General features: G+C 68.1%; 22 protein-coding genes, 3 tRNA genes and 1 pseudogene. 16 read left to right on the top strand and 10 right to left on the bottom strand.

What is annotated here, in order from left to right; all coding sequences use genetic code 11:
- A partial coding sequence (thyA, locus tag Q0581_RS06180) for a thymidylate synthase (RefSeq protein ID WP_298698647.1) occupies positions 1-436 on the bottom strand: 436 nt, incomplete at its 3' end.
- Between the two features lie 128 nt (positions 437-564).
- Positions 565-1,113: a DUF924 family protein gene (locus Q0581_RS06175; protein WP_298698644.1), complete on the bottom strand. Its 549-nt coding sequence runs from the start codon at positions 1,111-1,113 to the stop codon at positions 565-567.
- Between Q0581_RS06175 and ilvC the strand changes: the two genes are divergently transcribed.
- Complete coding sequence (gene ilvC / locus Q0581_RS06170; RefSeq protein WP_298698643.1) at positions 1,112-2,125, top strand: ketol-acid reductoisomerase; 1,014 nt, start codon at positions 1,112-1,114, stop codon at positions 2,123-2,125. The genes Q0581_RS06175 and ilvC overlap by 2 nt on opposite strands.
- A 25-nt stretch (positions 2,126-2,150) precedes the next feature.
- Here the strand turns inward: ilvC and Q0581_RS06165 are convergent.
- Positions 2,151-2,227, bottom strand: a tRNA-Pro gene (locus Q0581_RS06165).
- A gap of 156 nt (positions 2,228-2,383) precedes the next feature.
- On the opposite strand from Q0581_RS06165, the gene Q0581_RS06160 reads away from it, so the two are divergent.
- Positions 2,384-2,457, top strand: a tRNA-Gln gene (locus Q0581_RS06160).
- A gap of 35 nt (positions 2,458-2,492) precedes the next feature.
- Here Q0581_RS06160 and Q0581_RS06155 read toward each other — a convergent pair.
- Positions 2,493-3,443, bottom strand: a complete 951-nt coding sequence (locus Q0581_RS06155) for a hypothetical protein (RefSeq protein WP_298698642.1) — start codon at positions 3,441-3,443, stop codon at positions 2,493-2,495.
- A 1,220-nt stretch (positions 3,444-4,663) separates the two neighbouring features.
- Positions 4,664-6,880, bottom strand: coding sequence for a S9 family peptidase (locus Q0581_RS06150; RefSeq protein WP_298698640.1), 2,217 nt, complete (start codon positions 6,878-6,880; stop codon positions 4,664-4,666).
- A 93-nt stretch (positions 6,881-6,973) separates the two neighbouring features.
- Here Q0581_RS06150 and Q0581_RS06145 point away from each other — a divergent pair, with 93 nt between their 5' ends.
- The 3 genes from Q0581_RS06145 (at position 6,974) to rpsI (ending at position 8,974) form a co-directional block, all read left to right on the top strand.
- Positions 6,974-7,813 carry a serine protease gene (locus tag Q0581_RS06145; RefSeq protein WP_298698638.1) on the top strand — a complete coding sequence of 280 codons (840 nt, stop codon included), beginning with the start codon at positions 6,974-6,976 and terminating at the stop codon, positions 7,811-7,813.
- 193 nt (positions 7,814-8,006) lie between these two features.
- Positions 8,007-8,480 carry a 50S ribosomal protein L13 gene (gene rplM, locus Q0581_RS06140; RefSeq protein ID WP_298698646.1) on the top strand — a complete coding sequence of 158 codons (474 nt, stop codon included), beginning with the start codon at positions 8,007-8,009 and terminating at the stop codon, positions 8,478-8,480.
- A gap of 2 nt (positions 8,481-8,482) precedes the next feature.
- Complete coding sequence (rpsI, locus tag Q0581_RS06135) at positions 8,483-8,974, top strand: 30S ribosomal protein S9 (protein WP_298698636.1); 492 nt, start codon at positions 8,483-8,485, stop codon at positions 8,972-8,974.
- A gap of 197 nt (positions 8,975-9,171) precedes the next feature.
- Here the strand turns inward: rpsI and Q0581_RS06130 are convergent, their stop codons facing one another.
- Both Q0581_RS06130 and Q0581_RS06125 read right to left on the bottom strand, forming a co-directional pair.
- Positions 9,172-9,768, bottom strand: coding sequence for an IPTL-CTERM sorting domain-containing protein (locus Q0581_RS06130; protein ID WP_298698634.1), 597 nt, complete (start codon positions 9,766-9,768; stop codon positions 9,172-9,174).
- Between the two features lie 123 nt (positions 9,769-9,891).
- A complete protein-coding gene (locus tag Q0581_RS06125) occupies positions 9,892-10,899 on the bottom strand; it encodes a helix-turn-helix domain-containing protein (protein WP_298698632.1) in 1,008 nt (335 codons plus the stop codon).
- 277 nt (positions 10,900-11,176) lie between these two features.
- On the opposite strand from Q0581_RS06125, the gene argC reads away from it, so the two are divergent.
- From argC to Q0581_RS06100, 5 genes are all read left to right on the top strand, one after another.
- Positions 11,177-12,109 carry an N-acetyl-gamma-glutamyl-phosphate reductase gene (argC, locus tag Q0581_RS06120; RefSeq protein ID WP_298698630.1) on the top strand — a complete coding sequence of 311 codons (933 nt, stop codon included), beginning with the start codon at positions 11,177-11,179 and terminating at the stop codon, positions 12,107-12,109.
- Between the two features lie 62 nt (positions 12,110-12,171).
- On the top strand, positions 12,172-12,477 hold the full coding sequence (locus Q0581_RS06115) for an ETC complex I subunit (protein ID WP_298698628.1): 306 nt from the start codon (positions 12,172-12,174) through the stop codon (positions 12,475-12,477).
- 137 nt (positions 12,478-12,614) lie between these two features.
- Positions 12,615-12,691, top strand: a tRNA-Arg gene (locus tag Q0581_RS06110).
- Between the two features lie 100 nt (positions 12,692-12,791).
- Positions 12,792-13,892, top strand: coding sequence for an amino acid ABC transporter substrate-binding protein (locus Q0581_RS06105; protein WP_298698626.1), 1,101 nt, complete (start codon positions 12,792-12,794; stop codon positions 13,890-13,892).
- 22 nt (positions 13,893-13,914) lie between these two features.
- A complete protein-coding gene (locus Q0581_RS06100; RefSeq protein WP_298698625.1) occupies positions 13,915-15,225 on the top strand; it encodes a dicarboxylate/amino acid:cation symporter in 1,311 nt (436 codons plus the stop codon).
- A gap of 10 nt (positions 15,226-15,235) precedes the next feature.
- On the opposite strand, the gene sseA is transcribed toward Q0581_RS06100, so the two are convergent.
- Positions 15,236-16,066 (bottom strand): 3-mercaptopyruvate sulfurtransferase, encoded by an 831-nt coding sequence (gene sseA, locus Q0581_RS06095; RefSeq protein ID WP_298698623.1) that lies wholly within the window; start codon positions 16,064-16,066, stop codon positions 15,236-15,238.
- A 5-nt stretch (positions 16,067-16,071) separates the two neighbouring features.
- Entirely contained in the window at positions 16,072-17,517 is a 1,446-nt protein-coding gene (locus Q0581_RS06090; protein WP_298698622.1) for a deoxyribodipyrimidine photo-lyase, read from the bottom strand.
- A 113-nt stretch (positions 17,518-17,630) separates the two neighbouring features.
- Here Q0581_RS06090 and kdsA point away from each other — a divergent pair, with 113 nt between their 5' ends.
- The 4 genes from kdsA to Q0581_RS06070 are packed head-to-tail and all read left to right on the top strand — an operon-like array spanning position 17,631 to position 22,095.
- Positions 17,631-18,509 carry a 3-deoxy-8-phosphooctulonate synthase gene (gene kdsA, locus Q0581_RS06085; RefSeq protein ID WP_298698620.1) on the top strand — a complete coding sequence of 293 codons (879 nt, stop codon included), beginning with the start codon at positions 17,631-17,633 and terminating at the stop codon, positions 18,507-18,509.
- A gap of 48 nt (positions 18,510-18,557) precedes the next feature.
- The gene (gene rfaE2 / locus Q0581_RS06080; protein ID WP_298698645.1) at positions 18,558-19,985 is read left to right on the top strand and encodes a D-glycero-beta-D-manno-heptose 1-phosphate adenylyltransferase; all 1,428 of its coding nucleotides are present in this window, start codon (positions 18,558-18,560) and stop codon (positions 19,983-19,985) included.
- Positions 19,982-20,983 (top strand): ADP-glyceromanno-heptose 6-epimerase, encoded by a 1,002-nt coding sequence (gene rfaD, locus Q0581_RS06075; RefSeq protein ID WP_298698618.1) that lies wholly within the window; start codon positions 19,982-19,984, stop codon positions 20,981-20,983. Before rfaE2 ends, rfaD begins: the two co-directional genes overlap by 4 nt.
- Positions 20,983-22,095, top strand: a complete 1,113-nt coding sequence (locus tag Q0581_RS06070; protein ID WP_298698616.1) for a DUF3089 domain-containing protein — start codon at positions 20,983-20,985, stop codon at positions 22,093-22,095. The genes rfaD and Q0581_RS06070 overlap by 1 nt, the downstream gene beginning before the upstream one ends.
- Here the strand turns inward: Q0581_RS06070 and recG are convergent.
- A complete protein-coding gene (gene recG / locus Q0581_RS06065; protein WP_298698614.1) occupies positions 22,074-24,167 on the bottom strand; it encodes an ATP-dependent DNA helicase RecG in 2,094 nt (697 codons plus the stop codon). The genes Q0581_RS06070 and recG overlap by 22 nt on opposite strands.
- A gap of 84 nt (positions 24,168-24,251) precedes the next feature.
- On the opposite strand from recG, the gene Q0581_RS06060 reads away from it, so the two are divergent.
- Positions 24,252-24,554 (top strand): succinate dehydrogenase assembly factor 2, encoded by a 303-nt coding sequence (locus Q0581_RS06060; RefSeq protein ID WP_298698613.1) that lies wholly within the window; start codon positions 24,252-24,254, stop codon positions 24,552-24,554.
- Positions 24,554-25,989 (top strand): annotated as a pseudogene (locus Q0581_RS06055) (transcription-repair coupling factor); the annotation flags it as partial. The gene Q0581_RS06060 and the pseudogene Q0581_RS06055, both read left to right, overlap by 1 nt.

The raw sequence follows: 25,989 nt of genomic DNA, 5'->3' as shown, positions 1-25,989 counted from the left end.
CGGCCGGGTTCCAGGCGCTGACGATGTGGCGGCGGCTGTTGGGGTTGGTCTTCAGCCCCTCGACCAGTTTGGCGATCTGGTCGATGACGCGGCCGTCCGGCGCGGTCCAGCTGCGCCATTGCTTGCCATAGACGGGCCCCAGTTCGCCCTCGGCGTCGGCCCATTCGTCCCAGATGCTGACGCCGTTTTCCTTCAGCCAGCGAATGTTGGTCTCGCCGCGCAGGAACCACAGCAGTTCGACGATGATCGAGCGCGTGTGCAGCTTCTTGGTGGTCAGAAGCGGAAAGCCCTTGCCCAGGTCGAACCGCATCTGGCGCCCGAACACGCCCAGGGTGCCCGTGCCGGTCCGGTCGTCGCGCCGCACCCCGTTGTTCAGGATATCGCGCAGCAGATTCAGATACTGCCATTCCGGGTGGTCCGCCGGGGAGGCGTCCATGCGGTCATGCAGATCGGCGAAGGCGGCCTGGGCGTTCATGGACCCGAGCATGCCCCTGATTCGGCGTCCGGGTCAGAGGCCGCCGCACGAACGTCCACAACCACGGCTGCAGGGCAGTGGATAGTCGTTCAGCCGCGAAAGCCGTCTTCTTCCAGAAAGGCGGCCTCGTCCGGCGCGGTGTCGCGCCCCAGGGCGGCGTTGCGGTGCGGAAACCGGCCGAAGCGGGCGATGACGCCATGGTGATGCTCGGCCCAGCGATCGTCGGCGGGCCGGTCCATCGCCTGGAACAGGGCCACCTGGCGCTCCTGAAGCGCCAGATCCTCGGCATGCTGCAGCGGCAGATAGAAGAACCGCCGCAGATCGTTCTCGACCTCTTGGTCCCGTCCGGCATCCAGCGCGCTCAGCGCCAGATGGCGGGCCAGCGGATCGGTGGCGAAGGCGTGGCCGGTGTTGCGCCACACATTGCGCGGAAACTGGTCCAGCAGGATCATCAGCGCCAGCGCCCCCTCGGCCGTGTCCATCCAGCCGTCCAGCTCGCGCCGGGCGGCGGCGATGTGGGCGTCCATGAAGCGGTCGCGAAACTGGGCGTCGAAGGCTTCGTCCTTGGCAAACCATTTGTCGGGGCCGGCCGCTTTCCAGAAGCCGACGACGGTTTTGGGGTCTATCTGTGTGCTCATGACCCAACAGATAAGCGCCCCCTTGCCCGTCTTCCATGACCGCGACTGCGACCTATCGCTGATCCGGTCGCGCCGCGTGGCCGTGATCGGCTATGGCAGCCAGGGGCGCACCCATGCGCTGAACCTGCGCGACAGCGGCGTGGCCGACATCGTCGTGGGCCTGAAGGCCGAATCTGCGACGCGCGACAAGGCCCGGGCCGACGGCTTTGCGGTCATGACGGCGGGTGAAGCGGCGTCGGGCGCCGATGTCGTGGCGGTGATGGTGTCCGACGAGGGCCACCGCGACCTGTGGCGCGACGATCTGGCCCCGGCGATGAAGCCCGGCGCGGCCCTGGTCTTCGCCCACGGCCTGTCGGTGCGGTTCGGCCTGGTCGAGCCGCGGCCCGACATCGACGTGATCCTGGCCTCGCCCAAGGGAATCGGGCCGCGCATCCGCGACCTGTATGAGGAGGGGCAGGGGGTCTTCTGCCTGTTCGGCGTGCATCAGGACGTGACGGGCGGCGCCCACGCGCTGGGCCTGTCCTATGCGGCCGCGCTGGGCTGCGGGCGACGGGGTATTCTTCAGACCACCTTCGCCGCCGAGTGCGAAAGCGACCTGTTCGGCGAACAGGTGGTGCTGTGCGGCGGGGTGTCCGAACTGGTCGACCGGGCCTTCATGACGCTGGTCAAGGCCGGATACCCGGCCGAGGTGGCCTGGTTCGAGTGTTTCTACGAGTTGAAGCTGGTCACCGACCTGATGTTCGAGCGGGGAATCGCCGGGGCCTTCGGGCGAATCTCGAACACGGCGGAATACGGCGCCTATCTGACCGGGCCGCGCGTGATCGGCGAACCGGCCCAGGCGGCGATGGATCAGGTGCTGGCCGATGTGCGCGACGGATCGTTCGTGCGCCGCCTGATGGCCGACTATGACGCCGGATCGCCCGACCTGCTGGCGCATCGCCGCGCCCTGGGCGAACGGCTGATCGAGAGCGCCGGCGCCCGCCTGAAGGCGGCGGCCGAAAAGGCCGGCTGATCTTCATTTGATGGGCGGGAATAGATGGTCGGAGTGGCAGGATTCGAACCTGCGACCCCTGCGTCCCGAACGCAGTGCTCTACCAGACTGAGCCACACTCCGACTTGAGGTCGCGGCTTATAGCGAGGGGTCCGGGGGGCCGCAAGCGCCGTTTTCGGTGAAGCGAAAATAGTCTGCAAAGCGGGTGTTGCATCCCCCGCGCCCTTGGCGTATTCGACCGCCCTCCCGCCGCCCGCCGGCGCGGATCACCGGACCTGCTGGGGAATGGTGTAATGGTAACACTACGGTTTTTGGTACCGTCATTCTAGGTTCGAGTCCTAGTTCCCCAGCCACCGCTTTCCGGTCTCCCTGACAATCAGACGCCCGCTCACCCCGCCCGGATCTGGCGCAGGGCGTCGGTCAGGCCGGCGTTGTAGCCGCGCGCGGCGTCCAGCGCGATCGGGGTCCAGCGGGCCGGGTCGGCGATGATGCGGGCGTGGCTCATATTGACGTTCATCAGGGCCTGAAGGCCGCTGGGGTCCGTCACGCTGCTGACGTCCAGGGCATAGGGCTGGCTGGAATAGACGTCGTCGGCGACCGACAGGGTGGCCATGACCAGCCGCCCGCGCGGATCGGCGGCCGAGACGATGAAGCCGGACGGCGCGGCGCGCACCCCCACCACGACTTCGCCTTCCACGCCCACGCCGCGCCGGGCGCGCATGCGGGCGTAATCCAGCCACATCACCGGCGTCAGGATGATGGCGTCCAGCGCGGCCGAGGCGGCGGCCAGGCGATTGCGGGTTCCGATGCCCGCCAGCATGCTGTTGGCCTCGCCGGAATAGCCGGTGACCATGGGCGCGGTCTGCGACCCGACCGTCAGCCAGCGCTGGGCCACCGTCACGCCGTCGAAGGTGCCCTGGCCCTGGAACTGGTTGCCGTCGCGCAAGGGGGTGTTGGCGGCGGCCAGGGCGGCGCGGGTCTCGTCCACGCCCACCACGGTTTCGCCGGCGGCCGAAAGGCGGGCGCGCAGGTCCAGACAGGCCGCCTCGGCCACCTGGGCCATCATCTGGGGCGTGACGCCGTAAAGGGCGGTGTCGATCCGCGCCCCGCCGTCGTGGGAAAGGGTGCGGGTCTTGCCGGTGTAGAAGAAGCTGACGCCATAGCTGGCGACCGCCACATTAGGCCGGTGTTTCACATAGCGGGCGTTGGCCACATTGGTGCGGACCTGGAACTCGCGGCTCGGCTCCTGCCGCATCATGCGCGCCAGCGCGGGCGCCGCCGGGCTGAGGGCCAGGGCCAGTCCGCCCGCGAACAGGGTCCGCCGATCCAGGAATGTCATCGTATCGCTCCGCCATATGGGTTCGGAGCGTCAGCCTATCGGTCACCTGGCCATCGGTAAGCTGACGATACCCTTTCGACGCGGACGAAGGGCGCGGCCACGGGAGCGGATCACTGGACCAGCTGGGGAATGTTCCTGCTATTGAGCTAGCGAGGCCGACAGTTGTCTTAGCCACTGCCGCGTCGGATCCACCCGAAAATGGCTCCGAGAAGCGTCACACTGCCCGCCAAAGCGAACGGGAGCGCTAACAGGAGTAACGTAGGCATAAGCAGGGATATTGCCCAAGAAAGACGTTCATACATCAAGGCCGCTGCAGCATCTTTTTGCTTGTGCGGATTAGCCTTAACAGCAGCGCATCGTCTTAGTGCATCTTCGTGTCGGACACGCTGGGCGGCCCTCTCTGAATCTCCGCACGGTTCGCGCCAAAATTCGTCTCGCACTCTCATGTACGAAAGATCATCCGTATAGGGTTGCTTCGTGGCTACTTGGTCGCAAGTGCCATCAAGATGACATTCCGCGACTTCGTATCTTTGGCTTACCTCGAAGCGATACCTACGGAACGATTGCTCAATTTCCCTACGTTCGGGCATTGATCTCTGTGATAGGCTTCCCTCATCCTTGCTAGAAGGAGAGGGGTCGTCGAAATCAGCGTCGCTGGGTGGCGCATCGACAGCGTGCTGGCGGCTCCTTAACGCAGAGCGCAATGCCTCCCCATATTTCAAACGATCCCTTTTAAGCGCGGCATATTCTGCCCTAGCGTCACGTCTGGCCTCGCAATAACCGATGGGTGGTTGTGGCCTCGAAGTGAGTGGCAAGATATCAGGTAGGTGACATTCTCGAAAAAAGAGGCCGTCCGGGGGAGGGCCTTCCCACCTAAATAAGGGCAACAAAAGCCCGACTAGCCAAGCCGGAACGGAAACAGCGAGCCACAAACGTCCCTGCCATCTGGCGTGCCAAGGCCTCGCTTTGTCTTTTTGTCCGAAGTCCACTCCGGCCTCCCCCGTGCTACCGCTCCGTCAGCAATGCAGCTGTAAAGGTTAGGGCCTTAAAAGCGGCTGCCTAGTGAGCCTCCTCGTTTGCAGGACGAGATGCGAGGTTTAGCGATCTTACACTTTGTCCGTCACACACCAGATTCACTGCCTCAATTCGAGGTCGTGCCGGTATACGTCCTGACCGCGAAGGGCGCGGCCACCGGCGCGAACCGATGGCCGCCAGAGGCGTCAGGCCGCCTCCCAGCCCTTTTCCACCGCCCAGACGGCGAAGGCGTAGTCGACCGCCAGTTCCTTCAGATAGTCGAACCGGCCCGAGGCGCCGCCGTGGCCGGCCTCCATGTTGATCTTCAGCAGGATCGGCTTGCCCGAGGTGCTGGCCGGGCGCAGGCGGGCCACCCATTTGGCCGGCTCCCAATAGGTCACGCGCGGGTCCGACAGGCCGCCGACCGACAGCACCGCCGGATAGGCCTGTGACGTGATCTGGTCATAGGGGCTGTAGCTGGCGATGTAGTCATAGGCCTCGGCGTCCTCCAGCGGATTGCCCCATTCGGGCCATTCCGGCGGCGTCAGCGGCAGGCTGGTGTCGCTCATGGTGTTCAGAACGTCGACGAAGGGCACCTGGCCGATCACCCCGGCCCACAGTTCGGGTCGCATATTGGTGACCGCGCCCATCAGCATGCCGCCGGCCGAACCGCCATAGGCCACGATATTGCCGGCGCGCGCATAGTTGCGTTCGATCAGGTGTTCGGCCGAGGCGATGAAGTCGGTGAAGGTGTTCTTCTTGGTCATGCGCCGGGCCGACAGGAACCAGTTCCAGCCCTTGTCCGAGCCGCCGCGGATGTGGGCGATGGCCCAGATGAAGCCGCGCTCCACCAGCGACAGACGGCTGGTCGAGAAGCTGGCCGCCATGGGGATGCCATAGCTGCCGTAGCCGTACAGCAGCACCGGCGCCGAACCGTCCACCGGCGTGTCCTTGCGGCGCAGCAGGGTGACGGGCACCAGTTCGCCGTCCGAGGCGGGGGCGTTCAGCCGCTCGACCACATAGTCGGCCGGGTTGTGGCCCGACGGCACTTCCTGAACCTTCTTCAGGGTCCGCTCGCGCGAGGTCATATCGTAGTCGAACGTCGAGGTCGGGGTGGACGGCGAATTGTAGCTGTAGCGCATCATCGGGCTGTCGAACTCGGACCAGCCCATCAGGTTCAGCGCATAGGCGGGTTCGTCCACCGCGATCTCATGCTCGTCGCCTTCGCGGGCGCGCACGATGATGCGGGTATTGGCGTCGGCCCGCTCCTGACGCGCCAGATGGCCGGACGACAGGGTGACGTTCTCGATGAACCGGCCCGGCGTGTGGGGGATCAGATCCTTCCAGTTGGCCTTGCCGGGCGAAGCGGTCGGCGCCTCCACCACCTTGAAGTCCACGCTGTCGTCGGCATTGGTGCGGATGACCCAGCGGTCGCCCCAGTGGTCGGCGTCATACCGGCGGGCCACCTGGCGCGGCTCCAGCACCACCGGCGTGGCGGTGGGCGTGTCGCCGGGGATGTAGCGGGCCTCGCTGGTTTCCTGGTTCTGGATGACGATCAGCACGAACTGGTCGTCGGCGGTGCGGCCCACGCCGATGAACATGCCCTCGTCGTCTTCCTGATAGACCAGGGCGGTCTCACCGCCGCGCGCCGGGCGGCGGAAGATCTTGTCCGGGCGGCCGTTGTCGTTGCGGTTGGTCCAGTAGATCCACTGGCTGTCGGGCGAGAAGGTGAAGTCGCCGGTCGAGCTGTCGATCACGTCGGGCAGAACCTGGCCCGTCTCCAGATCCTTCACATAGATCTTGTGCACCTCGGACCCTTGCGCGTCCTCGGCATAGGCGAACAGGCGGTGGTCCGGGGTGCGGCCGGTCGCGGCCACTTCGGAATAGGCCTTGCCCTCGGCGAGCGCGTTGGCGTCTAGCAGCAACTCCTCGCGGATCACTGGCATCATGCCCGGATGGGCGTCGCGTTCGGCCTGGCTGTGCGTCCGGGTGCGGCGCATGTAGCGCGGGTGCTGATCGCCCACTTCGAACTTGGTGTAGTATTCCCACGGGCCGTCGGGCGAGGGGACCGAGCTGTCGTCCTGCTTGATGCGGCCCTTCATCTCTTCGAACATCGCCGCCTGCATGGGCAGGGTGCCGGCCATCATCGCCTCGCGATAGGCGTTTTCGGCAGTCAGGTATTCCTTGACGTCGGCCTTGATCAGGGTCGGGTCGCGCAGCACCGCCTGCCAGTTGTCGTCCTTCAGCCATTGGTATTCATCGACGCGGACGCGGCCCAGCTGTTCAATGCGGACGGGGACTTTCTTGGCGACGGGGGGCACGGGCGGGGCGGCTCCTTGATCTGCGGCCTTGGCCAGGACGGGGTGGGCGCCGGCGGCGACGGCCAGGGCGGCGGAAGAGGCGATCAGTTCGCGGCGATTCATCTTGTGGCGTTCCCAAACGTGAAGGCGGCGACCTTGTGCCCGGGCCCGCCCGCCGTCAAATGAAGAAACCGAAGGCTTTGCAGGGGTGATGGCATGTGGGTTCCGGCGCAGACGCCGCCCGAGGTTTCGGCCCCAGCTCCGGCCCCGCCGCCCGCCTTGGTCCAGGATGCGCCCGGCCGGCCCGCCTGGGATCTGACCCTGGCCCTGATCGGCGCGACGGTGCAACTGGACCAGCCGGACGGGCAGGGGACGCGCACGGTGGGCGCGGGCTTTCTGATCGACGCGCCGCGACCGGATGGAACGCCCCGCACCGTCCTGGTCACCGCCGCCCATGTGCTGAACCAGATGCCGGGCCAGACCATGCGCATCGGCTGGCGCACGGCCCTGCCGGACGGCAGCTGGAAGTTCGACCCCCAGCCGGCGGCCATCCGCGCGCCGGACGACCAGCCGATCTGGACCCGCCACCCCGACCGGGACATCGCGGTGATGGAGATCACGGCGCCCGAGGCCTTCGCCCGCGCGGCCATCCCGCTGGGCTGGCTGGCGGATCAGAACACCCTGGCGGCCTATCAGGTCGGGCCGGGGGATGAGCTGTTCTCCCTGGGCTTTCCGCGCGGCCTGTCGTCGAACCGGGCGGGGTTCCCGATCCTGCGCGTCGGGCGGGTGGCGTCCTGGCCGCTCAGCCCCGTGACGGCCTTTCCGACCTTCCTGCTGGATTTCACCGTCTTTCCCGGCAACTCGGGCGGGCCGATCTTCTGGACCCCGGCGGCGCGGACCATTCCGGGCAAGGCCGAGCCCCAGCACCCCTTCATCGCCGGCGTCCTGGCCCAGGAGGTCAAGGTCGGGGACGAGCGGCTGGACCTGGGCGTGGTGGTGCATGCCGTGCATGTGCGCGAGGCGATCAGCCTGCTGGATGCGCCGCCCTGGCCCTGAAAACAGGCCGGATTGTCGGGTATTTTAATACCGCATATAAAATTTATCGCAGAAACAGTATTTTAGCTGGAATTGGGCGCCAAAGTCGGCGTTGACCTGACGGCCTGCATCCTCTATCAGCGCGCCTTCCGCTGGTTCCGGCTATCGGAGCCCGCCCCAGAGTTTTGTCTTCCTCCAAGGATCCTCAGTCATGCTGAAGAGCACCACGGCTTCGCTGAAGCCGGCCGAGGTCGAGAAGAAGTGGATCCACATCGACGCCGAAGGCGTCGTGGTGGGCCGTCTTGCGACCTTCATCGCCAACCGCCTGCGCGGCAAGCACCTGCCGACCTACACCCCGCACGTCGATTGCGGTGACTATGTCATCGTGACCAACGTCGACAAGGTGGTGTTCACCGGCGCCAAGCTGACCGACAAGGTCTATTATCGTCACACGGGCCACCCGGGCGGCGTCAAGGAAACGACCCCGGCCAAGGTGCTGGGCGGCCGCTTCCCCGAGCGCGTGCTGGAAAAGGCCGTTGAGCGCATGCTGCCCAAGGAATCGCCCCTGGCCCGCAAGCAGATGACGCACCTGCGCCTGTTCGCCGGCGCCGAGCACACCCATCAGGCCCAGAACCCGCAGACGATCGACTTCGCGTCGGCGTCGGCCAAGAACACCCGGAGCGTCTGAGCATGACCGACGTCGCCAACACCGAAGCCGCCACCGGCTTCGACGCCCTGAAGGGCATGTCCTCGGCCGCCGAAGACGCCGCCCCCGCCGTCCAGAAGCTGGACAAGCTGGGCCGCGCCTATTCGACCGGCAAGCGCAAGAACGCCATCGCCCGCGTGTGGGTGAAGCCGGGCTCGGGCAAGATCACCGTCAACGGCAAGGAGCTGAACGCTTATTTCGCTCGCCCCGTGCTGCAGATGATGGTCGCCCAGCCGCTGACCGTCACCGACCGCGCGACCCAGTTCGACGTGATCTGCACGGTCGAGGGTTCGGGCCTGTCGGGCCAGGCCGGCGCCATCCGCCACGGCCTGTCGCACGCCCTGACCCACTATGAGCCGGAACTGCGCAAGGTTCTGAAGCCGCACGGCTTCCTGACCCGCGACAGCCGCGTCGTCGAGCGCAAGAAGTACGGCCGCGCCAAGGCCCGCCGCAGCTTCCAGTTCTCGAAGCGCTAAGCCGCGTCATACGGTTTGGATCTGGGGCGCTTCGGGAAACCGGAGCGCCCTTTTTCTTTCTTCCTTCTCCCCTTGCGGGAGAAGGTGGCAGGCGAAGCCTGACGGATGAGGGGTCGCACCGTCCCGCCCGATTCGCAGGCGCCTGATCTGTTGAGGAGCAACGCCTAAGCGATTCCGTCGACACGCTGAATCTGGCTCTAGGGTTCGCCGTATCTAGTCTGAGGCATGACTGTCCAGCGACGGCGCTGGACCATGACTGTGGCTCCGCCGGCCAGGGCGAGTGCAAGGGCGATCATCGCCCATTCCGACAGTGTCGGCACAGCGGCTGGGATGTTGGGCAGCAGCAGGCGATAGTTAGCGTGATCAACATAGGTCCGGCCGTTGACGGTTATGCGTGAGACCGTCCCGTCAGGCAGGTCGACGGAGTTCGGGCCGCGGTAGTGAACGACGCCCTGACGTGGCGGCCCGACGATGTTGAAATTAATGGCTTCCGCCGGATGATCGACGCCATCGATGCGCACGACCGCATAACGTGCATCGCTGAACGCGAGCGAGAAGATGTCGAACGGGCCGTTGCTCATCTGCCACGAGACGTAAAGCGTCCCGTTGGACATCGTCACGGTGGGAGGGACTTCGACCCGAGCCGGCTGCGACGCAGCAAGGGTCGAAAAGGACGAGGCCGCCAGCAGCGCCAGGGCGAAAAGGCCGGCCAACGCCCGCATGTCCGCCCGTGTTCGCCCAGCGATCAGCCTCGCGACCAGCCTGACGACGATAGACCCGATAAGGCGTAACATGCTCAGCTTCGTGCCAACCGACTGCGGAACGCAGGCCTAGGCCGCGCGGTGGCGGGGTCAACGGCGGAAGCCGGGTTTGGCACGCCAGGCCAAGTCTTCGTACGCAACGCAAACCGCAGGCGGTCAGCCGCCGAGCTTGTTCATCCAGTCGGCCCACATCAGGGGGCGATCCGGCGGCGACAGATGAAGATGCGCGTCATCACCGACAAGGGCCGGGTCGGTCAGTCTGGCGCCTGTCTCCCGGGCCGCAGTAGCGGTGTAGCCGAAGGCGCGACGGAAGGCCCTGCTGAACGTGGCCTCGTCATTGAAGCCGTATTCGAAGGCGATCTCGCTGATCCTGCGGGTTTCCCCCGGCAAGGTCAGGATCGACTGGACCCGGCGCAGCCGCCGACGGCGCACATAGTCGGCCACGCCGCCCATGTCCCTGAACAACCGGTAAAGGCTGGTCCGCGACATCCCCAGGGCCTGGGCGATCCGCTCCGGGGTCAGGTCTCGGGACGAAAGGTGGGCGTCGATATGTTTCTGGGCGCGGCGGAGCAGCGTCGTGTCACGCGCGTCCGGGCGGTCTTCGGCGGCCAGTTGGATCCACAGGGAGATCCCGAACGCCGCCAGAAGGGCGTCCACGACGGCGCCGGCCTCAGTACGGTCGAGGGTCGGGGCCGACTGAGCCAGACCCCGCATGAGACCCGCCAGAACCTCGGAGCGGGGCGCCGCGATGAAACGGTCATGCAGGCGCTCGATCCCCGGCGCCGCGATCTCCATGACGTCTCGCGGAACGAACAGGCACAGGCAGTCCATGGGCGCCAGAGGCAGGCGGATCGGCTGTCCCAGATCGATGACGCGCAGAGCGCCCTGCGGCGACTCGGAGGTGAAGTCGAGCCGGATCAGGATATGGTCGATGCCATCGGCCGCAATTCGCGCCGGGGTCCGCTCGTAGGCCAGGGCGTCCACCCGGGTTCCGCCGAAAGCCACGGTCCCGATCAGATAGGTGTAGGCGCTGCCGGTGAAAATCTCGGGCCGTGCGGGGGGCGACACGTCAAACAGGGGCGTCATCGCCTGTCGCCAGACAGCGAAGCGGCGCTCGGCCGGAAAGGAGTCGGTCGATATGCGGATACAGGGCAGAGCGGGCACGAAAGCCTGCTACTATCGGCCATCGGATGGTGCAAGCGGCGTGACTGCCAGGTTTTCCAGAGCGTCGAAACCAAGGTTCGCGTGACGACGCCGATGCGGACGATCCTGCGCGAAGGTCTATGCGTGTCGCTTCGGAACCGAGGCGTCGAGAGCAAAGCATCGATCTCGTCTGCAGCTTCGCTTAAGGGTATCGACGATGGGTTCGCGCCCCGCGCGCATCTCGTTCCTCCGCTCGATTCTCGGCGAAGAGTGGCGAAGAGTTTCAGGAGCAACGGGCATGACCCACACCCTCTTCATCGACGGCGAGGCCGGAACGACCGGGCTGGAGATCCGCGAGCGGGTCGAGGGCCGTGCGGATCTGGAGCTGATCCTGCTGGGCGACCGGCGGCGCGACGTCGAGGCGCGGCGTGAGGCGCTGAACGTGGCCGACGCCGTCATCCTGTGCCTGCCCGACGATGCGGCCAAGGAAGCCGTGGCCATGGTGCAGAACCCGGCCGTGCGGGTCATCGACGCCTCGACCGCCTATCGCGTCGACCCGGTTTGGACCTACGGCTTTCCTGAACTGGCGCCCGGCCAGGCTGAGCGGATCGCCGCCTCGACCCGCGTGTCCAACCCCGGCTGCTATCCGACCGGCTTCCTCGCCCTGGTCGCGCCTCTGGTGCGCGCGGGCCTGATCCCCGCCGATTGGCCGGTCACCGTCAACGCCGTCAGCGGCTACTCCGGCGGCGGCAAGGCCATGATCGCCGAATTTGAGGGCGGCGCGCCCGACCCCTTCCGCGCCTACGGCCTGACGCAGAGGCACAAACATGTGCCCGAGATGACCACCCACGCCGGCCTGTCGCGCAACGTCCTGTTCGCCCCGGCGGTCGGGAACTATCGCCAGGGCATGCTGGTCGAGGTTCCGCTGCACCTGTCGGCCCTGCCGTCCCAGCCGTCGATCGAGGTGATCCACGGCGCCCTGGTCGAGGCTTATGACGACGCCCGCTTCGTCGAGGTGGCCGATCTGGAGACGACCGAGGCCATGACCGGCCTGACGCCCGAGGGGCTGAACGGCACCAACCGCCTGCGCCTGCACGTGTTCGGCGACCGCAACGGCGAACAGGCGCGTCTGGTCGCCCTCTTGGACAATCTGGGCAAGGGCGCCTCGGGCGCGGCGGTGCAGAACCTGAACCTGATGCTGGGGCTGGACGAAGGGGCGGGTCTGGCCTGAAGCGCTGGACCGGCGCACGCGCCGCCGCTATTCACCCCCTGTTCGATCATCGAAGGCCCGCCATGCTCGCTCGCATCTATCGTCCCGCCAAGACCGCCATGCAGTCCGGCAAGGCCAAGAGCCGCGACTGGCGGCTGGAGTTCGAGCCCGCCTCGGCCCGCACCATCGACCCGCTGATGGGCTGGACGTCCTCCACCGACATGAACGGCCAGGTGCGCCTGACCTTCGACACCCAGGAAGAGGCCGTCGCCTATGCCGAGCGTCACGGCATCCCGTTCCGCCTGCACGAACCGAACGACCCGCCGGTGATCCTGAAGGCCTATGCCGACAATTTCGCCACCAACCGCAAGCAGTCCTGGACGCATTGATCCTTGGTGCGCCTAACGCTCGCGACGCGGTCGCTCGCTGCTTGAGGCGCAGGTTTGTGCGGCTATCGCTCGCCGCGCGGCGGCTCGCGACTTGAGCCGCGACGGGGATTCGCCTAGCCGTCGCGTCTGCCTGTTTGGCGCCCATAGCTCAACCGGATAGAGCATCCGCCTTCTAAGCGGACGGTTGCAGGTTCGAGTCCTGCTGGGCGCGCCATCCCGACCAAAGCATGCCGCCTAAATCCATCCGGCGGGTTGCGGTTCGCGGCGCAACAGCTTCTAAAGCGGGCGGGGCGCAAGCGAGCGAGGTGCGACGCATGCGATTGGCAGGAGGCTTTGCGGCGGCGGCGGTTCTGGCGCTGTCGGCGTGCGACCGCGATCCGGCGGATGAAACCGCGCCCACGGCCCTGCACCCCGCGCCCGATACGGCCGGCAGTGATGGCGAACGCATCGCCGCCGGGCCGACCCTGGCCGGAATCAAGCGGCGCGGACGACTGGCCTGCGGCGTGCACGAAGGACTGGTCGGCTTCGCCTACACCGACAACCGCGGCCGCTGGCGGGGCTTTGACATCGACTTCTGCCGCGCCCTTGCCGCCGCCGTTCTGGGCGATGCGGACGCCGTGCGGTTCGTGCCGCTGAACGCCGAGCAGCGTCTGCCGGCCCTGCGCGATGGGCGGATCGACGTGCTGTGGCGCAATACCTCCTGGACCATGAGCCGCGAGGCGGGCGAAGGCTATGTCTTCGCCGGGGTCAACTATTACGACGGCCAGGGTTTCCTGGTGCGGCGCTCGCTGAACCTGTCCAGCGCGGCCGAGCTGGACGGCGCCCGCGTCTGCGTCCAGGCCGGATCGACCACCCAGTTGAACGCCGAAGACTATTTCCGCGCGCGCGGCATCGCCTATACGCCCGTGGTGCTGAAGACCGAGGAAGAGGCGCGCCAGGCCTACGCCCGCGAAAACTGCGACGCCTTCAGCGCCGACATTTCGGCCCTGGCGGCGGCGCGCAGCACCCTGGCCGACCCCCAGATGCACGCCATCCTGCCCGATGTGGTGTCCAAGGAGCCGCTGGGCCCCGTGGTGCGGCGCGGCGACGAACAATGGGCGGCCGTGGTGCGCTGGACGCTGAACGCCCTGATCCTGGCCGAGGAACTGGGCGTGACCCAGGAAAACGCCGCTCGTCTGGCCCGCGAAAGTCGCGATCCGCGCATCCGTCGCCTGCTGGGCGTCGAAGGCGATTTCGGTCCGATGCTGGCGCTGAAATCCGATTGGGCGTTGAAAGCCATTCAATCGACGGGCAATTACGGCGAAATCTTTGAGCGGAACATCGGCCCCCAGTCGTCTCTGGACCTGGCGCGCGGACTGAACGCACAATGGAATGCACGGCCGGGCGGGCTGATCTACGGCCTGCCGATCAGATAGAGCCGACTTGAGGGGAGAGCCTATGGAAGAGACGAAGCGTGGCGGGATTCCGCTGTATGTGTGGATGCTGCTGGGCTTCGCGGTCGGCATGGGGGCGGGTCTCTATGTCAACCTGAACGGGCTGGAAGTCGTGCCCTGGGTGATGGATCTGATCCGCTCGGTCGGTCAGATCTTCCTGCGTCTGCTGTTCATGATGGTGCTGCCGCTGCTGTTCGCGGCCCTGGTCACCGGGGTGGCGGAAATGGGCGACCTGAAGGCTCTGGGCCGCGTCGGCTGGAAAACCCTGCTGTTCACCATCCTCGTCTCGGGCGTGGCGGTGGCCATCGGCCTGGGCATGGTCAACTTCTTCCGGCCCGGCGACGGGGTCGATCCGGCCCTGGCCCAGCGCCTGCTGGCCGAAGGCGCCGAAGGGGCCGCCGGCATCGTCGGCAATGCGCCCAAGAGCATCGAGGCGGGTCAGTTCTTCCTGGACATGATCCCGTCGAACGTCATCACGGCGGCGGCCGAGAACCAGATCCTGCCGGTGATGATCTTCGCCCTGTTCTTCGGCATCGGCCTGGTCATGGCCAAGTCGCCGTCCACCGACCGCCTGCAGGAAACCCTGCAAGGGGTGCTGGAGGTGATGATGAAGCTGATCAACATGGTCATCAAACTGGCCCCGATCGCCATCGCCTGCCTGATGTTCAACCTGGCGGCCGTGTTCGGCTGGGATCTGCTGGTCCGGCTGGGCGCCTATGCCGCCGTGGCCGTGGGCGCCATGGCCATCCACATGTTCGTGGTCTATCCGCTGGCCGTCTGGGTCGGCGGCGGCATGAACCCGCTGCGCTTCTTCCATGATGTGCGCGAAGCCATCGTGGTGGCCTTCTCCACCGCCTCGTCCAACGCCACCCTGCCGGTCGCCCTGCGCGTGGCCGAAGAGAACCTGAAGCTGCCGCGCCGCATCTCGCGTTTCGTCCTGACGGTCGGCGCCACGGCGAACCAGAACGGCACCGCCCTGTTCGAAGGCGTCACCGTGCTGTTCCTGGCCCAGTTCTTCGGCGTGGACCTCAGCCTGCAGCAACAGATGATCGTGATGTTCGTCTGCATTCTGGGCGGCGTCGGCACGGCCGGTGTTCCGGCCGGATCGCTGCCGGTCATCGCCCTGATCCTGGTCATGGTCGGCGTGCCGGCCGAGGGGATCGGTCTGGTGCTAGGCGTCGACCGCTTCCTCGACATGTGCCGCACCACCCTGAACGTCACCGGCGATCTGGTGGCCGCCACCGTGGTGTCGCGCGGCGAAGACGACGTGCCGGCCTCGGTCGGCCCCGAGCCGGTGGCCCCACCCGCGAACTAAGGCCCGCCAACTAATCTCCGGTGACGGCGGGCGTGTCGGCGCGCCCGCCCCATTCGGCCCAACTGCCGTCATACAGGCGCGAGGCCCGGCCCAGCCGCGCCAGTCCCAGCGACAGGATCGCCGCCGTCACGCCCGAGCCGCAGCTGGTGACCACGGGCCTTTCGGGGTCGATCCCGGCCGAGCGGAAGGCGGCCTCCAGCGCGGCGCCCGCCTTCAGCGTTCCATCGGCGTTCAGCAACTGGCCATAGGGCAGGTTGCGCGCGCCCGGCATATGGCCGGAACGCAGGCCCGGCCGCGGCTCGGGCGCCTGGCCCAGGAACCGCGCCGCGCCGCGCGCATCGACGACCTGTCCGGCCTGCGCCAGGGCCTGACGCACATCGTCCAGATCGGAGACGGCGGCCGGATAGAACCGGGCGTCGAACGTCGTGGGGGCGGGCGCCGGCGCCGGACCGGTCTCGACTGCCCGACCTTCCGCCCGCCATTTGGGCAGGCCGCCGTCCAGAACCCGCACGTCGCGCGCGCCCATGACGGTCAGCATCCACCACGCCCGCGCGGCCGAGAACAGACCCGCCCCGTCATAGACCACGATGGCGTCGTCGGCCTTCAGCCCCAGGGCGCCCATCGACGCCGCGAACGCCTGGGCCGACGGCAGCATGTGGGGCAGGGGACTGTCCGCGTCCGACACGACGTCCAGATCGAAAAAGACCGCCCCGGGGATGCGCGCGGCCTGGAACTCGGCCCGGCCGTCGCGGTCGCCCAGATGCCAGCTGGCGTCCACGACCTTCAGGCTCGGCTCGCCCAGGCGCGCCGCCAGATCATCGGTGGCGATCATCGGGTCCATGGTCTTCACTCCTGTGCGCCCGCGATGGATTTCAGCGCCCCCAGCGCCCGGTCGCGCGCGACGGCGTGATCGATGATCGGCCGGGGATAGGTGTGGCCCAGGCGCACGCCCGCCGCCTGCAACACCTCGGTCGGCGCAGACCAGGGGGCGTGGATCCAGCGATCCGGTAGGCGCGCCAGCTCGGGCACCCAGCGCCGCAGATAGGCGCCGCCCGCATCGAATTTGCGGCTCTGCGTCTCGGGATTGAAGATGCGGAAATAGGGCGCCGCATCGGCGCCGGACCCGGCCACCCACTGCCAGTTCTGAACATTGCTGGCCAGGTCGGCGTCCACCAGCGTGTCCCAGAACCAGGCCTCGCCGCGACGCCAGTCGATCAACAGATGTTTGACCAGGAAGGACGCGACCACCATCCGCGCCCGATTGTGCATCCAGCCGGTGACCCACAGCTGGCGCATGCCCGCATCCACCAGCGGATAGCCGGTCCGACCCTGCGTCCAGGCGTCGAACCCCGCCGTATCGTCACGCCAGGGCATGGCCTCGTATTCGGGCCGGAAGGCGCGGTCGACGATGTAGGGGAAGTGATGCATCAGATGGGCCGAAAACTCGCGCCAGCCGATCTCCTTGACGAAGGTCTCGGCCTGGTGCGCGGACACCAGTCCACTGGCGGCCGCCTCACGCGCGGCGGTCATGGCGCGCCAGGGGCTGATCTCGCCGAAATGCAGATGGGGCGACAGGCGGCTGGTGGCGGGCTGGGCCGGGCGGTCGCGCCCGTCCGCATAGTCGCCCAGCCCGCGCGTCATAAAGGCGGACAGGGCGGCCTGGGCGCCGTCTTCGCCGGGCGTCCAGTCGAACCCCCGGGACCAGTCGGGCCGCGTCGGGTGCAGGCGCCAGTCGTCGATGGCGTCGCCGGCGATGTCGTCTGGCGTCCAGATCGCGTCCGGCGCCGGCGTGGGCGGCGGCGGCTCGGCCGTCTCCATCAGGGTGCGAAAGAAGGGGGTGAAGACCTTGTATGGGCCGCCCGATCCGGTCTGCACCGCTCCGGGCCGGGTCAGCAGGGCGCCATTCCATCCCTTGCAGTCCACGCCTTCGGCCTTCAGCGCATGGGCGATGTCGGCGTCGCGGGCGAAGGCGTCCGCCTCGAACAGGCGGTTCATCATCACCGTGTCGGCGCCGGTCTGGTCGATCAGACGGCGCAGTTCGGCCTCCGAATCGCCCCGGCGCAGGATCAGGCGCGATCCCCGCCGCCTCAGGTCCGCATCCAGCGCCCGCAACGACTTGTCCAGCCACCACAGCGACGCCGCGCCGGGCGGGCGACCATGCTGGGGGTCCAGGATATAGACGGGCGCGATCGGCCGCCCGCTCGCCATCGCCTGGGCCAGCGCCGGATTGTCCGCCAGCCGCAGATCGCGGCGGAACCAGACGATGACGGGGCGGCCGGCCACTGTGTTCACTGGTCTTTTCCCCCTATAGCTTGAATCGAGACGTCGGCGGCGCCACCTGATCGCCGCATAACTAAGCCATGGCCCCGCGCCTGGATGCATCGATCCTTGAGAAAGTTCCGCCCGTGAGCCGTCCCAACGCCGTCATCGAAATCTCCCAGGGCCTGTCGCGTCCGGTCGTCATCGGGGGCGGGCGCCGCATCGTCTTCATCGCCGGTCCGTGCCAGCTGGAAAGCCGTCAGCACGCGCTGGAGATGGCGCACAAGCTGAAGGAGATCGGCGAACGGCTGAACGTCGGCATCATCTACAAGACCAGCTTCGACAAGGCGAACCGCACCAGCGCCAGCGCCGCGCGCGGTTTCGGTCTGGAAGGCTCCCTGCCCATCTTCGCCGAAATCCGCGAGGTCACGGGCCTGCCGGTCCTGACCGATGTCCATACCGAGGAGCATTGCCGCATCGCCGCCCAGGCGGTGGACGTGCTGCAGATCCCGGCCTTCCTGTCGCGCCAGACGGACCTGCTGCTGGCCGCCGCCGCCACGGGCAAGGCGATCAACATCAAGAAGGGCCAGTTCCTGGCCCCCTGGGACATGAAGAACGTCATCGCCAAGGTGGTCGGCGCCGGAAATCCCAATGTCATGGCCTGCGAACGCGGCGCCAGCTTCGGCTACAACACCCTGGTCAGCGACATGCGCGCCCTGCCGGTGCTGCGCGACATCGGCTGTCCGGTGGTGTTCGATGCGACCCATTCCGTGCAACAGCCGGGCGGGCAGGGGACGTCTTCGGGCGGCCAGCGCGAGTTCGTGCCGGTCCTGGCCCGCGCCGCCGTCGCGGTGGGCGTGGACGCCGTCTTCATGGAGACGCACCAGGACCCAGACAACGCCCCCTCGGACGGGCCGAACATGGTGCCGGTCGATCAGTTCGAGGCCCTGGCGGCGCAACTGATCGCCTTCGACGACCTGGCCATCGCCAGCGGCTTCAAGGGCCCGGTCGCCAAGGCGGCCTGAATCCGCTACTCGCAGGGCATGGCTGTGACCCGCGAACCCCAACTGGACCTGGGCGCCCTGCAGGGGCTGCTGGACCGCATCGCCGATGTGACGGTGGCCTGTGTCGGCGACCTGATGCTGGACCGGTTCGTCTATGGCGAGGTGGCGCGCGTTTCGCCCGAGGCGCCGGTGCCGGTGCTGCGCGCGACCCGATCCCTCGCCATGCCGGGCGCCGTGGGCAATGTGGCCCGCAATGTCGCGGCCCTGGGCGGTCGGGCGCGTCTGGCGGGCGTGGTGGGCGTCGATGCGGCGGGTGAAGAACTGTCCGCCCTGATCGCGGCCGAAGACGGCATCGACAGTTTCGTCCAGGCCCGCGCCGGCGCCGCCACCATCGTCAAGACCCGCTATGTCGCCGCCGGCCAGCAGTTGCTGCGCCTGGACGACGAGACGCCCGGCGACCGCGCGATTTCTGACAGTGACGCTTTTTCAGACTCTTCCGTCATTCTCCTGTCGGACTACGCCAAGGGCGGCGTGGGCCAGGCGGCCATCGAATCGGCCCTGACGACGGGACGTCCGGTGATCGTGGATCCCAAGGGCCGCGACTTCGCCCGCTATGGCGCCGTGGACGTCATCAAGCCCAACGCCGGCGAGCTGGCCGCCGCAACCGGCCTTCCGGTCGGCACGGACGCCGAGGTCGAGGTCGCCCTGGCGGCCCTGCTGGACGCCACCACGGCGCGCGCCATCATCGTCACCCGCGCCGGCAAGGGCATGAGCCTGATGGAACGCGGCGGGGCGGTGCGCCACTTCCCCGGCCGCGCGCGCGAGGTGTTCGATGTCTCCGGCGCCGGCGACACCGGCCTGGCGGCCCTGGGCCTGGCGCTGGGCGCGGGCGCGACGCTGGATCAGGCCGTGCAGTTCGCCATCCTGGCCTCGGGCGTGGTGGTCGGGAAGGCGGGCACGGCCGTGGTCACGCCCGCTGAACTGATCGAGGCCGAGATGAGCCAGCACGCCCAGGCGGCCCAGGCCAAGGTCACGCCGCTGGACGAACTGGCCGCCGAGGTCGAGACTTGGCGCCGTCAGGGGCTGAAGGTCGGCTTCACCAACGGCTGTTTCGACATCCTGCACCGCGGCCACGTCGCCTATCTGCAGCAGGCGCGCAGCTGGTGCGACCGTTTGATCGTGGCCTTGAACACCGACGCCTCGGTACGGCGGCTGAAGGGCGAGGGGCGGCCGGTCAATGATCTGGACAGCCGGGCCGTCGTCCTGGGCGGCCTCAGCAGCGTCGACCGCGTCACGGCCTTCGACGATCCGACGCCCCTGGCCCTGATCGAACGGCTGCGGCCCGACGTCTTGATCAAGGGGTCGGACTACACCCGCGAAGGCGTGGTCGGTGGCGATCTGGTCGAAAGCTGGGGCGGCGAGGTGCGGCTGGCGGATTTCCGCGACGGCTTCTCCACCACCCGCACCATCGAGAAACTGTCAGGAGGCGCGGCATGAGCCGGCGGATGATGGTGGTGACCGGCGGGGCCGGCTTCATCGGTTCGAACATCGTCGCGCGCCTGTCGGCCGAAGACCGCTGGGACGTGGTCGTCTGCGACCGGTTCGAGACCGCCGACCTGGCCAAGTGGAAGAACATCGCCAAGAGCCGCGTCGCCGACCTGTGGGCGCCGGAAGAGCTGTTCCAAAAGCTGGACCAGCATGCCGAGGCCATCGACGCCGTCATCCACATGGGCGCCATCTCCTCGACGACGGAGCCGGACGCCGACCTGATCCTGCGCACCAATTTCAGCCTGTCGCGCGACCTGTGGGACTGGTGCGCGGCGGCCAGGAAGCGCCTGATCTACGCCTCGTCCGCCGCCACCTATGGCGATGGGGACGCCGGGTTCGACGATGACGATACGATTGAGGCCCTGTCTTCGCTTCAGCCGTTAAATGCCTATGGCTACTCGAAAAGACTGTTCGACGAATATGCGGTTCGTCAGGCGACGGACGGCCATGCGCCGCGCCAGTGGGCGGGGCTGAAATTCTTCAACGTCTATGGCCCGAACGAGTATCACAAGGGCGGCATGAAGTCGGTCGTGGCCCAGATCTGGCCCAAGGTGGCGGCCGGCGAGACGGTCAGCCTGTTCCGCTCGCACAACCCCAACTATGCCGATGGCGGACAGTTGCGCGACTTCGTCTATGTCGATGACGTCGTGGACATCATCGAATGGCTGCTGGCCACGCCCGCGATCAACGGCGTCTTCAACGCCGGGTCGGGCCAGGCGCGGTCCTTCGCCGATCTGGCGCGCGCCACCTTCGCGGCGGCGGGCAAGGACGCCTCCATCGCCTATATCGACATGCCCGAGACGATCCGCGACCGGTATCAGTATTTCACCGAGGCGCGCATGGACCGTATCCGCGACCTGGGTTTCCCCGGCCAGTCCACGCCGCTGGAAGAGGGTGTGCGTCGCTACGTCCAGTCGTTCCTGTCGCAACCGGACCCCTACCGGTGATGCGGCCGCGCCTGACCCTGCGGCAATGGTTCGGTTACCTCGGCCTGTTTCTGGTGTTCCTGTTCACAGCCGCCGTGGCGGTGTGGCGCGGCGACATCCTGCGCGCCGGCCTGGACCCGCAGCAGCCGTTCCAGACCTATGAGCCGCCGCCGCCCGTTTCCTATGCCGATGCGCGGGCCTGGGCCCTGCTGGACGCCCGCACCGAGCGGTCGGGTCCGGCGGCGGTCTTCTTCGTTCCGCCCACCACCTATGCCGGAAAGCGCGAATGGAACGGCCCCATCGGCGATGCGGCCGCCGACGCCTATCTAAAGCGGGTCGTGCTGCCCAACTATGCCGGGCCGTTCGCCGTGGCGGGCGCGGTCAGCGCGCCGCGTTATCGCCAAGCCGGCCTCTATGCGCGGCTGACCCTGCGCGAGGACGCCCGCGAGGCCCGCGCCTTCGCCTATGGCGACATCGAGGCGGCGTTCGATGGCTTCCTGCGCCGCCATCCCGATGGTCCGCTGGTTCTGGCCGGGGTGGAGCAGGGCGGCGAACTGCTGGACCGTCTGTTGCGCGAAAGGGTGGCGACGGATCGCAGTCTGAAGGCGCGCCTGGTCGGCGCCTATCTGATCGACACCCTGACGGCGCGCGAACGTCTTCCGGCCGGTCTGCCCGCCTGCACGCGCCGCGAACAGGCCGGCTGCATCCTGGCCTGGTCCCAGGTGGGCGAGGGCGATGACGGCGCCGCCCATCGCAGGCTCAGGCGCGCCCTGGTCTGGGATGATCGCGGACGGCTGGTCGATCTGGATCAACGCCCGGCCCTGTGCGTCAATCCGATCACCGGTTCTGACGACACGGCGCCCGTGGATGCGCGTCTGCATCGCGGGGCCACCAATGCGACGGGTCTGGAATGGGGGGCGCGTCCGGCCCTGATGGCGCGTGAGGTCTCGGCCCAATGCCGCGACGGCCTGCTGCGTCACAGCCTGCCCAGCCGCGAGTCGTTCCGCGAACAGGGCAATTGGGCGGAACGAAGAATGTCTCGCCCCTACAATCTGTTCTATGGCGACATTGAAGTGGATGTTCAGGCGCGTCTGGCCGCCTGGCAGGCGCGTCAGTCCGTGCCTGGCCGCTGAGCGCGCCAGTCGAACAACTCTTCCAGCACCTGAACCGTCCGTCCGCGCGGTGACGTCAGCTCCGGGTCGCGGTCCAGCAGCATCCGCGCATCGTCGGCCGCCGCCAGCATCAACGCGCGATGGCGGATCGGGTCGGCGAAGCGATAGGCCGGAAAGCCGCTCTGCTTCAGGCCCAGCGGATCGCCGCCGCCACGCAGGCGGAAATCGGCCTCGGCGATCTCGAACCCGTCTTCGCTGTGGCGCAGCATGTCCAGACGCTCGCGCGCCGTTTCGCCCAGCGTCCCGTCCGGCCCGCCGCCATACAGCAGGATGCAGGCGCTGGCCTTGGCCCCGCGCCCGACCCGGCCGCGCAGCTGGTGCAACTGGGCAAGGCCGAACCGGTCGGCGTGTTCGATGACCATGATGGTGGCGTTGGGCACATCCACCCCCACTTCGACCACCGTGGTGGCGACCAGCAGCGGCAGGCGCCCATCGGCGAAATCGGCCATGACCCGCTCGCGCTCGGCCCCGTCCATCTGGCCGTGCGCCAGGCCGACCTCGACCCCCAGGATGCGCCGCAGATCGACCGCCCGCGCCTCGGCCGCCGCCAGGTCGCTGGCTTCGGATTCGGCCACCAGGGGGCAGATCCAGTAGGCCTGCGCCCCCTCGTCGATGGCCGCCTTCAGCCGCCGCGCCACATCGCCGATCCGCGCCAGCGGCAGGACGGCCGTGGTCACCGGCGTGCGGCCCGGCGGCTTTTCCGTCAGGCGCGAGACGTCCAGTTCCCCATACTGTGTCAGCTCCAGCGTGCGCGGGATCGGCGTGGCCGACATGCTGAGCAGATGCACCCCGCCCAGGCGCGGATCGCCCTTGGCCTGCAGCCGCTGACGCTCGCTGACGCCGAAACGGTGCTGTTCATCGACAATGGCCAGGGCCAGCCGGTCGAACCGCACCGCATCCTGGAACAGGGCGTGGGTGCCCACCGCCACCTGGGCCGAGCCGTCCAGCAGGGCCTGCAGCTTCTGGCGCCGCTCCGCCGCCCCGTCGCGGCCGGTCAGCAGGATGGACGACACGCCGGCGGCCTGCAGCAACGGCCCCAGCCGCTCATGATGCTGGCGCGCCAGGATCTCGGTCGGGGCCATCAGGGCGCCCTGGAACCCGCTGAACGCCGCATCGGCCAGGGCCAGGGCCGCCACCGCCGTCTTGCCCGAACCGACATCGCCTTGCAGCAGCCGCCCCATGCGCCAGCCCGAGGCCAGGTCGGCGCGGATTTCCGCCACCGCCTGGGCTTGCGCGCCCGTCAGGACGAAGGGCAGGGCGGCCAGCAGCGTCTCCGACGCCTGACCCGGCGCGATCACCGGCGCCGGCTCGATCAGCCGCGCCCGCCGCCGCCGCGCTAGGGCCAGCTGGTGCGCCAACAGTTCGTCAAAGGCCAGCCGTTGCCGCGCCGGCGCCTCGTCCGACAGATCGAACTCGCTCTGGGGCGCATGAACTGCCTCCAGCGCCGCGCGCCAGCGGGGCCAGCCCCGCGCCCCGATCCAGGCCGCATCCTGCCATTCCGCCAGGTCCGGCGCGGCCTCCAGCGCCGCGATCACCAGCTTGCGCACCTGGCGCGAGGTCAGCCCCTGCGTCGCCGGATAGACGGGTTCCGACATCGGAATCTCGTCCGCGCGTTCGGGCGGCAATATGTAGTCGGGGTGCGGAACCTGCACCTCGCCATTGAACCGTTCGACCTTGCCGCTGACGATCCGTTCGCTGCCCGGCGGGGCCAGCCGCTCGATCTGCTGGGGCGAGCCGGCGAACCAGATCAGATGCACGAAGCCGCTGTCGTCCGACGCCCGCATTCGGAACGGCGCCCCGATCTTGTGCGGCGGGATCAGCCGGTCGATGCGCAGGCGGAAGATACCCACCTCGCCCTCGACAGCGTCGGACGCGGTCATCGGCCGCCGCCGGATCACCCCGGTCGGCGCCAGAAAGGCTAGATCGCGCACCAGCGGCCCGGCCAGCCGTTCGACCAGCGGCTGGACGCGCGGACCCACGCCTTTCAGGCGGGTGACCGGCGCAAACAGGGGAAACAGAATCTCGGGCCGCATTTGATGGACAGCATAGCTGGCGAAAGCCGGGCGGGAACGCTATCTGACGCGCCTTGTTGAATAGCACGGACCGGGAAAAACCGCGTGGCCGAGGATAACGCACGTCTGGAACAGAAACGCGGCCGCATCGCCTTCCGCGCCTGGCGCCGGGGCTTCCGCGAGGCGGACCTGGTGCTGGGCCCGTTCGTCGAGCAGATCGGCCCGTCGCTGAGCGAGGCCGAGCTGGACGAACTGGAGGCCCTGCTGAACATCGACGATCAGTATCTGTACGGCTGGATCATCGAACGCGACCCGACGCCCACCGAGCATGAGACGCCCCTGATGGCCCGCATCCGCGCCTTCATGCGTGAACACGTCGCCGCCGCCGTGGCGCGGGGCGCCGGTTGATGGACGGTTCGTCGCCGCGTCGGCGCGATGTCGAACTGGGCGGAGCGCCCGAGGGGCTGGACGCTCTGGTCGTGGCGCGCGCCCTGGCGGACGGCGGCCTGGGCCTGTTCGTCGCGCGCGATTTCCAGCGCGCGGGCGCCTTCGTCCAGGCCTTCCGCTTCTTCGGCCAGGATATTGAAGTTCTGGAGTATCCGGCCTGGGACTGCCTGCCCTATGACCGGCTCAGCCCCAGCGCGGGCGTGGCGGCCCAGCGGATGGCGACCCTGACGCGATTGGCTGAGCGCAAGGCCGGCGATCCGCCCCTGCTGGTGGTGGCGACGGTCGCGGGCGCCATGCAGCGTACGCCCCCGAAGGACGCGACGCGCCGCGCCGGCTTCTCGGCCCGGATCGGGCTGGACCTGGATACGGCGGCGCTGGAGAAGTATTTCGCCGCCAATGGCTATGTCCGCGCCTCGACCGTCTCCGAACGCGGCGAATTCGCCGTGCGCGGCGGGGTCATCGACGTGTTTCCGCCGGGGTTCGACGAACCGGTGCGGCTGGACCTGTTCGGGTCCGAACTGGAATCGATCCGCACCTTCGACCCGGAAACCCAGCGGTCGACGGGCCAGCGCAAGGCCGTCGATCTGGCCCCGGTGTCGGAGATTCAGCTGGACGCCGAGGCCATCTCCCGCTTCCGCACCGGCTATCTAAATCTGTTCGGCGCCGGGGGTGACGATCCCCTCTATGTCGCCGTCAGCGAGGGCGCGCGGCGCCAGGGCATGGAGCAGTGGCTGCCGCTGTTCTACGACCGGCTGGATACGCTGTTCGACTATCTGCCCGACGACGCGACGGTGTTTCTGGACAATCAGGTCGAGGCGGCGCGGGCCGAACGCTGGAGCCTGACCGACGACGCCTATGACGCGCGCCAGGAGGCGGCCAAGGCGCGGGGGCAGGGGGGCATCGTCAATCGCGCCCTGCCGCCGGATCGCCTCTATCTGCCCGAGGCCGACTGGAACCAGGCGCTGGCCGGGCGCGAGGTGCGCCGCTTCACCCCGTTCGACAGCGGCGCCGAGGACGCGGGCGGCCGGCTGGGCCGCAGCTTCGCCGCCGAACGCGCCCAGGACAGCGTCAATCTGTTCGAGGCCGTGGCCCGACACGCCGAGACGCTGAAGGACCAGGGCCGCCGCGTCCTGTTCGCCAGCTGGAGCGATGGCTCCTCGGATCGTCTGGCCGCCATGCTGGGCGACCACGGGCTTCAGCACGTCCTGCCGGTCCGGGAATGGCGCGACGTTCAGGCGGCGCCGGAGGGCGTCTATCTGCGCGGCGTCCTGCCGGTCGAGCATGGCTTCACCACCGACGCGGTCGCGGTCATCTCCGAGACCGACATCCTGGGCGACCGTCTGGCGCGGCCCAAGCGCAAGCGGCGGGCGTCCAACTTCCTGGCCGAGGCTTCGGC

It is taken from the genome of uncultured Brevundimonas sp. (genome assembly GCF_937863155.1).
Taxonomy (GTDB): domain Bacteria; phylum Pseudomonadota; class Alphaproteobacteria; order Caulobacterales; family Caulobacteraceae; genus Brevundimonas.
This window is presented reverse-complemented; position numbering and strand designations above follow the sequence as displayed.

Bases quoted from the DNA above. Each gene is read 5' to 3' on its own strand.
- ilvC (WP_298698643.1), top strand. From the start codon at position 1,112: ATGACCCAACAGATAAGCGCCCCCTTGCCCGTCTTCCATGACCGCGAC.
- Q0581_RS06175 (WP_298698644.1), bottom strand. From the start codon at position 1,113: ATGAGCACACAGATAGACCCCAAAACCGTCGTCGGCTTCTGGAAAGCG.
- Q0581_RS06155 (WP_298698642.1), bottom strand. From the start codon at position 3,443: ATGACATTCCTGGATCGGCGGACCCTGTTCGCGGGCGGACTGGCCCTG.
- Q0581_RS06150 (WP_298698640.1), bottom strand. From the start codon at position 6,880: ATGAATCGCCGCGAACTGATCGCCTCTTCCGCCGCCCTGGCCGTCGCC.
- Q0581_RS06145 (WP_298698638.1), top strand. From the start codon at position 6,974: ATGTGGGTTCCGGCGCAGACGCCGCCCGAGGTTTCGGCCCCAGCTCCG.
- rpsI (WP_298698636.1), top strand. From the start codon at position 8,483: ATGACCGACGTCGCCAACACCGAAGCCGCCACCGGCTTCGACGCCCTG.
- Q0581_RS06130 (WP_298698634.1), bottom strand. From the start codon at position 9,768: ATGTTACGCCTTATCGGGTCTATCGTCGTCAGGCTGGTCGCGAGGCTG.
- argC (WP_298698630.1), top strand. From the start codon at position 11,177: ATGACCCACACCCTCTTCATCGACGGCGAGGCCGGAACGACCGGGCTG.
- Q0581_RS06115 (WP_298698628.1), top strand. From the start codon at position 12,172: ATGCTCGCTCGCATCTATCGTCCCGCCAAGACCGCCATGCAGTCCGGC.
- Q0581_RS06105 (WP_298698626.1), top strand. From the start codon at position 12,792: ATGCGATTGGCAGGAGGCTTTGCGGCGGCGGCGGTTCTGGCGCTGTCG.
- Q0581_RS06100 (WP_298698625.1), top strand. From the start codon at position 13,915: ATGGAAGAGACGAAGCGTGGCGGGATTCCGCTGTATGTGTGGATGCTG.
- sseA (WP_298698623.1), bottom strand. From the start codon at position 16,066: ATGGACCCGATGATCGCCACCGATGATCTGGCGGCGCGCCTGGGCGAG.
- rfaD (WP_298698618.1), top strand. From the start codon at position 19,982: ATGAGCCGGCGGATGATGGTGGTGACCGGCGGGGCCGGCTTCATCGGT.
- Q0581_RS06070 (WP_298698616.1), top strand. From the start codon at position 20,983: ATGCGGCCGCGCCTGACCCTGCGGCAATGGTTCGGTTACCTCGGCCTG.
- recG (WP_298698614.1), bottom strand. From the start codon at position 24,167: ATGCGGCCCGAGATTCTGTTTCCCCTGTTTGCGCCGGTCACCCGCCTG.